The 13382-nt window shown below is 33.3% G+C and carries 10 protein-coding genes; 7 read left to right on the top strand and 3 right to left on the bottom strand.

The features are described 5' to 3' along the window. Window positions 1–51: 51 nt before the first annotated feature. Together ERX46_RS07995 and pnuC are read right to left on the bottom strand one after the other, a co-directional pair. Window positions 52–579 (bottom strand): AAA family ATPase, encoded by a 528-nt coding sequence (locus tag ERX46_RS07995; protein ID WP_165366186.1) that lies wholly within the window; start codon window positions 577–579, stop codon window positions 52–54. Further along, window positions 554–1174, bottom strand: a complete 621-nt coding sequence (gene pnuC, locus ERX46_RS07990; protein WP_165366185.1) for a nicotinamide riboside transporter PnuC — start codon at window positions 1172–1174, stop codon at window positions 554–556. The genes ERX46_RS07995 and pnuC overlap by 26 nt, the downstream gene beginning before the upstream one ends. Before the next feature lie 128 nt (window positions 1175–1302). On the opposite strand from pnuC, the gene ERX46_RS07985 reads away from it, so the two are divergent. Beyond that, a complete protein-coding gene (locus tag ERX46_RS07985) occupies window positions 1303–2397 on the top strand; it encodes a transporter substrate-binding domain-containing protein (protein WP_130093335.1) in 1095 nt (364 codons plus the stop codon). A 61-nt stretch (window positions 2398–2458) separates the two neighbouring features. Continuing rightward, window positions 2459–3379 (top strand): YeiH family protein, encoded by a 921-nt coding sequence (locus tag ERX46_RS07980; protein ID WP_130093334.1) that lies wholly within the window; start codon window positions 2459–2461, stop codon window positions 3377–3379. A gap of 224 nt (window positions 3380–3603) precedes the next feature. Here ERX46_RS07980 and ERX46_RS07975 read toward each other — a convergent pair whose 3' ends face one another. Further along, entirely contained in the window at window positions 3604–6258 is a 2655-nt protein-coding gene (locus ERX46_RS07975) for an AsmA family protein (protein ID WP_165366184.1), read from the bottom strand. A 738-nt stretch (window positions 6259–6996) separates the two neighbouring features. Here ERX46_RS07975 and ERX46_RS07970 point away from each other — a divergent pair. The 5 genes from ERX46_RS07970 to ERX46_RS07950 all read left to right on the top strand — a co-directional run bounded on the left by ERX46_RS07970 (window position 6997) and on the right by ERX46_RS07950 (window position 13343). Continuing rightward, window positions 6997–7674, top strand: coding sequence for a hypothetical protein (locus tag ERX46_RS07970; protein WP_130093332.1), 678 nt, complete (start codon window positions 6997–6999; stop codon window positions 7672–7674). Between the two features lie 104 nt (window positions 7675–7778). Further along, the gene (locus ERX46_RS07965) at window positions 7779–8705 is read left to right on the top strand and encodes a PfkB family carbohydrate kinase (RefSeq protein WP_130093331.1); all 927 of its coding nucleotides are present in this window, start codon (window positions 7779–7781) and stop codon (window positions 8703–8705) included. 11 nt (window positions 8706–8716) lie between these two features. Beyond that, complete coding sequence (locus tag ERX46_RS07960) at window positions 8717–10420, top strand: DUF349 domain-containing protein (protein WP_130093330.1); 1704 nt, start codon at window positions 8717–8719, stop codon at window positions 10418–10420. Next, window positions 10413–11090, top strand: a complete 678-nt coding sequence (locus ERX46_RS07955) for a hypothetical protein (RefSeq protein WP_130093329.1) — start codon at window positions 10413–10415, stop codon at window positions 11088–11090. Before ERX46_RS07960 ends, ERX46_RS07955 begins: the two co-directional genes overlap by 8 nt. A gap of 426 nt (window positions 11091–11516) precedes the next feature. Next, entirely contained in the window at window positions 11517–13343 is a 1827-nt protein-coding gene (locus ERX46_RS07950; RefSeq protein WP_130093328.1) for a T9SS type A sorting domain-containing protein, read from the top strand. Window positions 13344–13382 lie beyond the last annotated feature (39 nt).

Raw genomic sequence — 13382 nt, 5'->3', positions numbered from 1 at the left:
ATAAAATCTCGCGGTAGCTGAATGTTTACGGTGCTGATTTCCTTACAAAACCTAAACACAAAACCCACCTTTCGAAAGCATAATCTCCTCTATAATTTCAATCGCTTTTTCTTTGCGTTCTTCAAAGCCTCCTTCAAGGATGGTAAAATCAACCTTCTGTTTTTTTAATTCATCCAAATACAATTCAAATAATTCTTCTCTGTGATTTGGACTTTCTCTCAAGGGATCTTCTTCCCATGGAATACCTTCCGGGCTACACAAGAAATAATGGGCAAAACGCTGACTTTCCATTAAGGATTGAATACTGTCAGCACATTTTTTGTATTTGAAAGTCGACCAAATATAGAGTACTGTATTGTCAGTATCGTAAATTTTAATTCCACTTTTTTCATCAGAGATTCTAATTTGATCCTGTTCAATTGCAATTTTTTCAATGTCTTCGAAATCATATTTTCCGTCACGCTCCAAAAGATAAACTCTAGCATGTTCAGCAAACCAGTGCGCATCAAAATGATTGGCAACAGCTTTAGAAATTGTCGATTTACCTGAACTTTCAGGTCCTGTGAATGTGATTTTCAATTTTTTGAGCTTTATACAATTTATACCATGAGAAAAAAGCAAAAATAGCAATAATGGTATAAACTAAATAATGGAATCCTGTCAGATGTAATCCGCGGGCACTATAAAGGAAGATTAATGCTGCGTCAATAACAATCCAATAAATCCAGTTTTCTAAAACACGCTGGGTCACCATAAATGTCGCTACCAAACTAAAAACGGTGCTAAAAGCATCTAAATATGGGTTTTTCTGGTCGGTAAAAACCACCATTATGTAACCCAATAAAACGGTAATTATCGAACTAACGAGAATATTAATCAAATGATATTTTAATGGCCAGCGAATAATGAATCTTTCTTTGGATGAAACTTTATTCCATGAGAACCAACCATAAATTGCCATTACAAAATAGAAAACTTGTAATGCAGATTCAATGTAAAGTCCGGCGTGATAACAAAGATAAATATAAATTGAGGTGCTAACCATCGCGAAAAACCAACCAAATCTGTTTTTCTTAGCTATGAATATTAAGTAAAATGTACCGATAATTACGCCAGCCCACTCCAATGCTGATGTATCAATTAACCCTTGAACTACTTCATTTATTATTTCCACAGCGCGAAAATAAACAATTGATACAATTAAGAATGGTTTAATTACGAATTACGAATTGTTGTTTTTTTTAATTCGTAATTGATTATATTAGGGTTTTATTCATTTAAATTCAAAAAAAGCATCATTTTATGTCTAATAAGTACCTTTTTACTTTCTTAACCATTTTATCATTTTTATTTTTCACTTCAATTTCAAAGGCTCAGGATCTACAGAATGTTCCAGAAGTGGATACTTTGTTGGTTGGTATCGCCGGAAGTGCGCCTTTTGTTTATGGCGAAGACAGCGATGAAAAAGGAATAGCAGTTGAGATTTGGGAGACTTTGGCTGATAAAAAGGATTGGATTTACACTTATAAATATTTTGAAACTGTTGATGAAGCCATTCACGCTTTGGATAGTGAAGGACTTGATGTGGTGGTTGGCCCAATTAGTATTACTTCCCAACGAGTGGAATATTTGCGCTTTTCTCAACCGTTTTATAATTCAAGTTTAGCCATCGTTTCTCGTGCAGATAAATTGAACTTATGGGATAAAATAAAACCGTTTTTTAGCCTAAACTTAATCTATGCAGTTTTCGTTTTTGTCTTCATTTTAGCTATTGTAGGAACTTTTTTATGGCTTGCAGAACGAAAGGCATCGCCTGATCAATTTCCCCAAGACCCTTTAAACGGAATAGGAAATGGAATGTGGCTTGCGATTGTGACCATGACAACTGTTGGTTACGGTGACAAAGCTCCAATCACATTGCCGGGTAGAATTATAGCTGGTTCTTGGATGATAATCTCCATTATTTTCGCTACTTCCATGGTCGCAGGAATTGCCAGTACATTGACGCTTTCTTCACTTGGATCTTCTACAATTTCAAATATTGAAGAGTTGTCAGGAAAAAAAGCAGCAACGATTTCTTCCTCACCTTCCGCAGGATTTTTAAAAGAAAGTAAAGTGAAAACAGTCGGAGTGAATTCTTTGGGGGAAGCAATGGAACTATTAAAAAGTAAAGAGGTCGATGCAGTTGTTTATGATAGACCTCAGTTGTTGTATTATTTGTCAGGTAATCAAAAAGAGGATTTCCATATTGCCCAAGCAGAATATTACAAACAAGGATATGGATTTGCGTTTCCATTTAAGTCTGATTTGGTTTATGAAATCAACAGATCATTATTAGAAATGGCAGAAGAACAAGAAATAGTTTCAATTGTTGAAGGTTATCTAGAAGAAGAATAATCAATTCCGAATTAGTCAATTAGCAATTACTAATTTGTAATTATTTAAGAAGAAATTTACAATGAAAAGAAACATCCAAATCGCAGCTTATGTCGCGATTATAGCTTTAGGAGCATTCAACCTAATTACAAGTCCAGTAGCTTTAATTCTTGGATTTGTCTTTACCTTAACTTTAGGAAACCCTTTTCCTACATTCACCAAAAAAGCCATCAGTTATTTGTTGAAAGCTGCAGTTATTGGCCTTGGTTTTGGAATGTCACTCACAGAAACTATCAAAACAAGTAAAGAAGGTTTTGTGATCACGATGCTTTCTATATTTCTGACAGTTTCCATCGGTTTATTGCTAATTAAAGCATTGAAAATCGACAAAAAGCTTGGTTTCTTAATGACTTCCGGAACTGCAATTTGTGGAGGAAGCGCAATTGCCGCAGTCGCTCCAGTAATTAAAGCCAACAGCAAAACCATAAGTATTGCTATCGGAGTTGTGTTTTTACTGAATTCCGTTGCGCTATTTATATTTCCATCCATCGGACATTTCTTCGAATTAACACAAAATCAATTTGGAATTTGGGCGGCAATTGCCATTCATGACACAAGTTCGGTTGTAGGAGCAGCTTTGGTTTATGGTGACGAAGCACTTCAAGTAGCAACAACCGTAAAACTAGCCAGAACTTTGTGGATTATTCCTCTGTCGATTTTTGCAATGTTTGTCTTCAAAAATAAAGGTCAAAAAATCAAGTTTCCACTATTTATTCTTGGGTTTATTGGAGCAATGTTACTCAATAGCACAGGATTTGTTCCTGAAACTGTTTCACTCACCATAGTTGATATTTCTAAAAGACTTTTGGTGATTACTTTATTTTTGGTAGGAACAACGCTAACAATAAAAGACCTAAAAGAAACGGGAATAAAACCGATTTTGTTTTCTACAATACTGTGGGTTTTCATTTCCATATTTTCTTTAATTTATATTTTAAATTAATTACGAATTACGAAGCACTTTCGGAAATAGGTTATGATTAATAAATAGTCGAATCATTCGTGAATAGTATTACAAGAACTTTCTAATTGACGAATTACAATCACAACTTTACTTAGTTAGTCTAAGTTACTTGTGATTTCCCACCAATTCGTAATTCGTAATTTCCCTAATTCGTAATTATCTACATTTGAAATTGAATGAATCACGAGCTAAAAGGGCGTGATTCATTCAATCTCAAATGTAGATTTCTCTTCTTCGTTTTCTTTCTTCCAAGCGTCAATTTTTCTTTGCAAAGCATTCTTTTTCTTCTTCTTGGTTTCAGGAGAGAATTCATCTTGGATTGTATCTTTTCCGAAGTCCATAATTATCTTTTCTTCTTGCTTATCTTTTGCTTTTAAATCTTGAATTGTTGAGTCTTTTTTGTTGAAACCAAAACCTGTTTTTAGGGCGCTTTTTAAGTCGTCTTTGGCTTGTTCTCTTTGCTCTTCCTTTACCACTTTTTTAGCTTCTTTGTCCCACGAGAATTTTGGTTCATCAATGGTTCCAAACATTCTCAAGAAGATTCTAAATCCTGTTCCATCATCTAAAACATCTCCAAACTCTGAGCTTTCTGATCCTTTTATTTCTCTAAATCTAAAATCAAATGAGTAATCAATGTCATTGTCGAATGAATGTGTTCCTGAAAGATTAACATCCAAAGCATTGGAATTAATCGTCATTTTTGGAATGGTAATTATTCCATTTTTCACTGTAAATTCATTCTCAAAAGAATCAAATTGCAAGTTCAATAATCGCTTTTCAAATTCATCTATTTTTGATCTTGCGATAACTAATTTCCCACCAGAAGCTTTCAGGCTTTTTGTGATTTCTTTGAATGGCAAGACATTTATTAAAGCTCCATCTGTGATTTTAAGGCGAGCGCTTACATCAAATTCTTCTTTCAATATTTTCTCTTCGTAAATGTCAAACGGACCTTTGAGATTAAGTTGAATAGCTGCTCTCCCCCTTATGTTTTCCGAAGTAATTACTGTTTGATCAAAGTTGTTCCACTCTTCAAATAAAGGTTTGAAATTTACAGCATCGGAGCTTAAGGATGTTTCAACCACTAAATACATTGGTTGTTCTTCCGTAATTTTTAAGTTCCCATTTATTTTAGAAGTCGCGCTTATTCCTTCAATAAGTGGGAAGGACAATTGACGTCTCCCAAAATCCATTCTTCCCTTTATGTCTGTATATTGATGTCCACTGTATTGAACTTTATTCAACGATAAAATTATTTTCCCATCGATATCATTCGGTAAAATCCATGATTTAGTTTTTACTTCTTCAACGTTTGTTGTTGAAAGATCATCCAAGTTTAAAGCTTCGCTAGTCACATTGGCATCGACAGACAAATTTCCAGCTCCTTTAAAGTAATCTGCTAGATTATTAAATTGACCATCCAAAACCAAAGATGAATTGTCCAACGACAATGCTAAATCTGTAATTCCAGCATATTGATTTCTGATGGTGATAGCTCCATTGCTAATATTCAATTTTCGTTGATCGTCAATAAATTGAGCGCTTATATTTTGAAGATCCAAAGTTGCTCTTAAATCATAAATGGTGATGTCTTTTTGATTTGTTTTTGGATTGTTTAATCTCAAATCAAAATCGCCTTTCAATGCGATACTTCCAGAGAGTTCTTGCAATGAAAAAGGACCAAATAAACGGTGAATAGCTTTCAAATCTAATAAACCATCTGCTTTTCCTGTTAAGCGAGGTTTGTCGAAATCAGCAACTAATAAATTTCCTGTGAATTTTTCATTTAACGTATAAAATTCTAAAGTTGAAAGTGAGAGTTGTTCTTTTCCATCAATTACTCCATTCGAATATTTTCCTTCTAGATTAATTTGAGACAAAGAAAATCCTTGGTCAGCTAAACTTCCGTTTTTCACGTCAAAAGTGGCATTAATGGCTGGAGAAGCTGTTTTTTCATTGGAACCTTTAATGAACAACTCAAAATTCACTTTTCCTTGACCATTTATTTCATCTACAACATTAAGTTCTTCCAAAGTGAAATTCTTGGCAACATCAGCTAAGTCAAGATTCTTTGCTCCAATATAAAAGTCCAAAGTTTTACTGCTCACTTTTCCTTTAATCAAGAAAGGGAGTTTATTAATAGTTAAATCCGCCGAAATAATTTCAAAAACATCATTAATTTGATCCATTTGAATGGAAATATCGCATTTTGCCTTCTTATTTTCAATTAATCTAACAGATTTTGACTGAATTGATTTAATATCAAATTGCGTTTGAGCATTTAATATAAATTGTTTTTCATTGAATGAACCTTGAAATTCTAAGGTGTTAAAAAAAGCTGAATAGAATTGTTCTGTCGATTCGTTTTGGTAAGTAAAATCTGTAGTTTTAAGATTGATTTTCTTTAAGTTGAATTCAAATGGAGTTACCGTGTTGTCTTCACTTGGTTTTAGAAAATCATAATTGACGCTTCCATTTTTTAGGATTTTCAAATTGAGTTTCGCTTGTTCAATATCAATTCTATGAACATCTAATTTACTTCCAAAAAAGTCCAAAGGATTTAGTCTCAAATCAATTTTCTTAGCAAAAATTGCCGTGTCACTGGTTTGGATTGAATCAAATTTACTGTAAACTAGAACATCATCAAAAGAGAGGGTTAAATCTGGAAAGCTTTTCCAAATTCCAACGTCAATAAATCCAATATGCACACGTTTATTGAGGTATTTATTCGCTTCTTCTAGCGCGTAGGATTTAATATCATCTTTAAAAACCAAGAGCAAAGCACTGATCAAGAGCATCAAGGAAACCACAATCCCTGCAACCCATTTGAATATTTTAAAAGCTTTTCTCCAATTCATAAAACAAAAATAACAGCAATTTTGGACAGACATCTGTCGGACAGCTATACTTATTAACGTGGAATGTTTTATAATGGTACATGAAGGCAGTAATGAGTTTTTAGTAGTGAGTTTTGAGGGCTTCGAATTGAATGATTTATGGAGATGTTAAAGTTTGGTATTGAAGCTAACACTGGACTGCATTAAAGCAATAGTTACTTAATCCAATTGTTTAAATCTATAATTTTGGCTCCAGAAAAATGTTGTTTTTTTTGGTCTCAGAAATAGTTAAAACTATGCTCCCGATAAGCCATCGGGATTAGTGCATCTAGCTTTAGCTTCTAAAAACCTTTATATCCAACATTAGATTTTGATGTTAAAAGAAAGACAAAAATGTCTAACGTCTAATATCTAAATATTGCGCTATATATTGAATTTTATTCTTAAATGAACCTATGGCACTTTAGTCCATAGTGGTTCAGTTGCAAGACTCAGTTATCTAAAAATGGATTGATGATATTAGTGAATTAGTGAGTTGTTTGCGAACTAGCTTGTTAAAATCATGAGTTTTAATTGTGAATTTCGTTCATCAAAGTTAAATATTACTGATTTTTCCGAAATGTTAACATGCCTAGGTGTGCTTCATCCTTTGAGTTTTCAGATCTTATTTAGCTGTATGTTAATATATTATAATGTGAATTTCTATTGCTGTTACAGTTTTTTGACTTATATTTGTTGCGATCCTAAGTCAAATCAGATATGAAAAACCTAATTTTAATCATTACAGTCATAGTTTTATCCTTTACTTCATGTAATAAAAGTAACAATTCAGATAATTCTCAATTCTCCAAAAGCATCAGTAAATCAATAAGTCCATGTGATTATATTGATAAACAAATGATTGTATGTCATTTCGGTATGTCCAATACAAAATTGAAATTTCAAGATCTCAACAATGAATCAAGTAATATCACTGCTCAATGTGGATACAGTTGGAAGAAGTCAAATGTAAATGATGCAGGAAATACTTTTCACACCAATCGGAAATCTAAAAACAATCACATTAAAATCGGAAATTTTAGAACATACGATGATATTATTTCAGCAGCTAGTGATTTCAAAAAAACATACTGGGTTACTTCAAATGAGAATGTTAAAAAAGGAGGTGTTGCTTTAAATAGTGAAGAAAGCCGTGATGTACTAAATGAAAAATTAAAGAATTTAAGTGATGATTTCCAAGTTACATCTAAAGTCGGTTTAAGACTTACAGAAGTTTATGGCGTGGGAGATCAAGCTTTTTATGACCACCAAAATAAATCTTTGGGTGTGCGTTTCGGAACCTTGTCCTTTTCTGTTTTTATTGAAACCGAAATGGATACCGAAACCAATATTCTAATCGCCAAAAAATTGGCCCTAGAGGTATGGGAAAAACTCTAAAATTAAAATTACTTTCAACTTTGTGTATAAAAAGATGACGAAAGAAGCCTACTAAATGGCGTATCTGTATATTTAACAATATATTTGCATCAAAATTATAGATTATGAGTTTAGTAACAGTTGGAAGTGTCGCGTTTGATGCTATTGAAACACCTTTTGGTAAAACAGATAAAATAATTGGAGGAGCAGGAACATATATCGCTTTTTCATCTTCTTATTTTATGAAAAATCAAAACATCGTTTCTGTTGTTGGAGAAGATTTTCCGCAAGAAATGCTTGACAAATTAAGTAACAAAGGGGTTAACCTAGAAGGACTTCAAATTATAAAAGGAGAGAAATCTTTCTTTTGGTCAGGTAAGTACCACAACGACATGAATTCAAGAGACACTTTAGTGACTGAACTTAATGTTTTAGAGCATTTTGATCCAATTATTCCAGCGTCTTACCAAGGATGTGAATATTTAATGTTAGGTAACTTAAGTCCAGATGTTCAGTTGAAAGTAATCAACAGAATGGAAAAGCGCCCTAAATTAGTTGCAATGGATACCATGAATTTCTGGATGGATATTGCAATGGATGATTTAATAAAAGCAATCGCAGCAATCGATATTTTAATTATCAACGACGAAGAAGCACGTCAACTTTCAGGTGAATATTCATTGGTTAGGGCAGCGAAGAAAATTCGTGAAATGGGACCAAAATATTTAATCATTAAGAAGGGTGAGCACGGAGCTTTATTGTTCCATGGTGAAAATGCATTTTTCGCACCAGCATTACCATTAGAAGATGTTTTCGATCCAACAGGAGCTGGAGATACTTTCGCAGGTGGATTTATGGGTTATTTAGCTTCAACTGATGACATTTCTTTTGAAAATATGAAAAGAGGAATTATCGCAGGATCTGCAATGGCATCTTTTTGTGTAGAGAAATTTGGAACAGAAAGATTAGAAAATTTATCAAAAAGTGAAATAGAAGACCGTATTCAAGAATTTGTACAATTGACAAATTTTGACATGGTTAAATCTGTTTAAACCCTACTATTATGGAGAAAAGAGAATTTATTGAAGCGCTTATAGTGCTTACGGAAAAAGAAAATGTCTTAAGTACAGGAAGAGAAGTAAATGAACTGCGTGGGCAATTCGAAGACTATTTAATTGAAGCAACAAGACAATTTCAAATTGCTGAATTAGAAGCTAAAGATAGAAATGAAGAATTTACTCAAGAAGAGTGGATGAACGCATTGAAAGAAGAGTTTTATGAAATATTTTCTCCATATAAAGAAAAACGCAAAGCTGTTATTGATGCTAAACGCTTAGAAGAGGATGAAAATCTTAAGAAGAAAAGAGCATTGATTACACAATTGCAAACTGTCATCACGAATGAAGAAAACATTGGTGCTGCTTTTTCTGCTCACAAAGAAATTAATGAGAAATGGAAAAAAGTTGGTGACATTCCTCGTGAAAAACGCAACGATATTCAACAAGAATACAGCCGTTTGTTAGAGCAGTTCTTCTATAACATGAATATCTATAAAGAGATCAAAGATTATGATTTCAAAAAGAATTATGAAGCGAAGAAAATTCTGATTGAGCAAATAAAAGAGCTGAGCAAGATTGAGAAAATCAAAGAAGTGGAAGCTGCAATCAAACAATTGCAAAATGAATGGGAAGACGTTGGTCCAACCAAACAAGAGCATTGGGAAGAGCAAAAAAATGAATATTGGTCTACTGTAAATAAAATTTATGACCGAATTCGTTCTTTTTACGACGAAAGACGTGAGAAAATGCAGGAGAATATCGTGAAGAAAAACGAATTAATCCAAAGAGCTGAGGCTATTCTAGGATTAGAACGCGATTCTGTAAAATCTTGGTCTAACCAAACGAAAGATGTTCTTGAACTTCAAAAAGAATGGAAAACTATTGGTTTTGGTCCTAAGAAAGAAAACGATGAGGTATGGAAGAAATTCCGTGGTTTATGTGACGATTTCTTTGCTCTAAAAAGTGATTTCTTTAAAGACATTCAACAAGAGTATGATAAAATTGCTGAAGGCAAAAAGAAGTTGATTGATAAAGTAAATGCAATCAGAGAGAATATGGATTGGGGGCCAACAACAAAATCCATTATTGAACTTCAAAAACAATGGAAGAATGCAGGGAGCGCTGGTCAAAAAAACGAACAAAGTTTATGGAAAGAATTCCGTGCAGCTTGCGATTCATTTTTTGATGCTAAACAAGCTCATTTCGACGAGAAAGACAAAGCTTTTGAAGACAACTTAAAAGACAAAGAAGCACTGATTGTAGAAATTTCGGCTTTCGAACTTCCAACAGATAAAAAAGAAGCAATTGAAGTTTTACACGGTTTCTCTGAACGTTTTTCAGCAATTGGATTTGTTCCAGGTAAACAAAAAGATGGTATTTTTAAAGCTTATAAAGCAGCGCTAGACAAACATTACGATTCTCTTGATATGAAAGGTGAAGAGAAAGAAACGGTTATGTTCGAAGCGCGCATCAAGACTTTACAAGGGAGTGGAAATGCTGCGGAATTGTTTGAAAAAGAAAAACAAGCAATTCGCAACGACATCAATACAATTCAACAAGAGATTATTCAATTTGAGAATAACCTTGGTTTCTTTGCCAACTCTAAAGGTGCAAATGCACTGAAAGATCAGGTTGAGAATAATATTAAAGCAGAGCAAGATAAGTTGATAGCACTTAAAGCAAGGCTTAAAATGATACCAAATGAATAAAATATACAATACTTGGATTTTCATCATCTCACTGTTAACACTGCCTTTTGCATTCGCAGTTGGGTTAAATGAGGTCTTTGGTATTTTTGGGCTTAAAATTCACGGAGATCGGTTCGAATATAAAGAACTGGTCTTCGGAATTTCAGCAGGTTTGATTTTCTTACTCGGAGCAACTCGCTCTTCAAGAAAATGGTCAGGAATTAAAATTGTAAACCAACTTGATCGTTTTCAGTTCAATACTACTATTAGTTCAGAACGGAAACAACGTGTTATTTTGAATAACAGCATTGAGGTGCTTGGTTTTTTTCTGATAGGAACAGTTTTTATTATATTCTCAAAAGACGCTGTTTTCATCTCTTTGATTTTCGTTATTTTCATTGTTGATTCAATAATTAATAGTTTACGTGGAATTTTAGGTAAAAAATACCGTGTTGGAATGACTAAGAAAGCAATTGTTTCTGTTGATAGAGAGGTTGTTGCTATTTATTTCAAAGGCTTAAAACGCATCTCGATTACAAAAGATCAACTTTTTTTTGAATACAACAATGACTTAGTGTTAGATTTTCAACTCAATACTATTCCACAAGATAGGCAAGAAGAGTTTATGCGACTTTTAAGAGTAAATGTTGATGATAAGCAAGTGTATTTCTCTGGTTTCGAGGAGGAGTAATAGATTTTATTGGTCTCGAAAATAGTTAGAAATAAGCACTTTGCCTTCTAATACCTTTTATATCAAACATTAGATTTTTAATGTTAGAAAAAGGACAAAAAGTCTACTATCTAAATATATCAATAGCTATAGAATTATATTCTCAAATGGTTCTAAGGCACTTTTAGTCCATAGTGGTTCAGTTTTCTTTTGAGTTCGTAAGTAAGAAGTAAAATAAAAGTATATTGATTTAGACTTCAACCAGGTGCTTACAATGTTAAGTTTTACAGAGAAAATCATTTTTACTTGTCCATTAATTTGATGACTATTTAACTGAGGGAATGCTTTAATTAATCGTTAGTCGAAGAATTATAGCATTTAAGCTTTAATTATGTAGGATTGGTCTTAGAGAATTTTTATTTTTGAATTCGCTAAAAGACCAGAACTATGATAAGAAACACAATTGTTTCAATACTATTTTTATTTCCTACTTTACTGTTTTCTCAATTTGGACCAGGTGGCGTGGGTAATTCATCCAATAACGGACTTTGGTTAAAAGCTGATGACATAACATTAAGCGATGGGACTCCAGTGGTAAACTGGAATGATCGTTCTGGGAATAATAATCATGCAACAAATCCTGTTATTGCTGAACAAACTACTTTTAATCTCAATAGCTCTATAAATTCTAGACCAAGTGTTTATTTCGATGGAAATATTGACCAAATGATTGTCGCGGATGCAGATATTTTAGATGGTAGTAGCGGTATTACTTATTATTCTGTTGTTAGACCCAATAAGATGGATGGTCAGGCTAGAGCGATTATAGGTAAAAGGATCGATTTCAATAATGCCGCAAATTACGCTTATACTTTTTTCTTTTACACAAGTAGATATGTTTGGCTTGATGTTCAAAATTTGAATGACCGAATTAGTTCATCTCCAATCACTTTTTCAAACAACACAAATTATATGTTAGGCTTTGATTTTGATGGAAGTCGACCCGAAGCAATAAGGTCTAGGTTTTTGAGTGCAGGAAATGTGATTAAGGAAGTTAAGGAAACTTCCACAGCGATATTAAATAGTAATCAAGATCTTATTTTAGGAGGATTGAATTTAGATTATAATCCTAGTGGTCCTAGAAGATATAGTGGTGATATGTCAGAGTTGATACATTATAACAGAGCCTTAAATACAGCAGAAAGAAAAATCGTAGAAAATTATCTAGGTGCTAAATATGGAATAACCATTGCTAATGATTTATACACGCATCAAGCAGTTTATGCCGGCGAGGTCGCTGGAATAGGACAAGATGATGGTTCAAATTCTCATAATGATGCGCAAGGATCCGCGATTGTTAGAATTAATAATCCTTCAAGTTTAAGTGATGGTGACTTCATGATTTGGGGCCACAATGAATCTTCACTTGATGTTTATGACACCCTAGATGTGGACAAAACAATAATTGAATCACGTATGTCAAGAGTTTGGGCAGTGACCAAAACAAATGATGTGGGAACTGTAAACGTAACATTTGATCTTTCGGACTTTGATCCTATAATAGCTTCCGATGTTAGACTATTAATAGACCGTGATGGTGATGGCTTTGCCGATAATGATGTTGCTCCATTAGCAGGAACTGTTTCTGGTTCAACAATTACTTTTACAGGTGTTACTTTTGTAAACAATGATAAATTTACTTTAGGCTCAATTAATTTTGCCCAGACACCACTTCCAGTAGAACTCACAGACTTCCATTTGAAATCTAAAGAAAGAACTGTAGATGTACTTTGGACAACTGCTTCGGAGTTAAATGCAGATTACTACCTTCTTTCAAAAAGTAAAGAAGGAAAATCATTTGAAAATTTCGCTCAAGTAAAAGCCAATGGCACAAAATCAACTGTTTCTAATTATAAGGAGAGAGATGAAACTCCATTTTCAGGTATTTCATATTACCAATTAACGCAAGTAGATTTTGATGGGAGAGCAACAGAATATGCGCCAATCTCAGTGAATAGGCAACAAGGGCAATCTTTTGTATTGGTACCGAATCCAACAACTGGAGCTTTCCAATTGAAAAGCGCAATTTCAACAGATGGAAATACCAATTTAACCATTTTTAGTTCGGTGGGGAAATTGATGAACCAATTGACTTTAATACCAGAAGATATAAACAATAAATTCATCGATTTAGATCTTAAATTAGGAGTCTATTTTGTGAAAGTGAATCAAGAAAATGGATACAGTACTTCACTGAAATTAGTAGTAAACTAGTTTCTTTTTGTTCTCAAAACAAAACTTTAAGGGTATTCC

Origin of the sequence: Brumimicrobium glaciale (assembly GCF_004152935.1) — a bacterium.
In the GTDB taxonomy this organism is placed as follows: Bacteria; Bacteroidota; Bacteroidia; order Flavobacteriales_D; family Crocinitomicaceae; genus Brumimicrobium; species Brumimicrobium glaciale.
This window is presented reverse-complemented; position numbering and strand designations above follow the sequence as displayed.

What these genes read in the sequence shown, in the direction of transcription:
- ERX46_RS07950 (WP_130093328.1), top strand. Translation starts at nt 11,517, where the DNA reads ATGATAAGAAACACAATTGTTTCAATACTATTTTTATTTCCTACTTTA.
- ERX46_RS07960 (WP_130093330.1), top strand. Translation starts at nt 8,717, where the DNA reads ATGGAGAAAAGAGAATTTATTGAAGCGCTTATAGTGCTTACGGAAAAA.
- ERX46_RS07985 (WP_130093335.1), top strand. Translation starts at nt 1,303, where the DNA reads ATGTCTAATAAGTACCTTTTTACTTTCTTAACCATTTTATCATTTTTA.
- ERX46_RS07980 (WP_130093334.1), top strand. Translation starts at nt 2,459, where the DNA reads ATGAAAAGAAACATCCAAATCGCAGCTTATGTCGCGATTATAGCTTTA.
- ERX46_RS07970 (WP_130093332.1), top strand. Translation starts at nt 6,997, where the DNA reads ATGAAAAACCTAATTTTAATCATTACAGTCATAGTTTTATCCTTTACT.
- ERX46_RS07955 (WP_130093329.1), top strand. Translation starts at nt 10,413, where the DNA reads ATGAATAAAATATACAATACTTGGATTTTCATCATCTCACTGTTAACA.
- ERX46_RS07975 (WP_165366184.1), bottom strand. Translation starts at nt 6,258, where the DNA reads ATGAATTGGAGAAAAGCTTTTAAAATATTCAAATGGGTTGCAGGGATT.
- ERX46_RS07965 (WP_130093331.1), top strand. Translation starts at nt 7,779, where the DNA reads ATGAGTTTAGTAACAGTTGGAAGTGTCGCGTTTGATGCTATTGAAACA.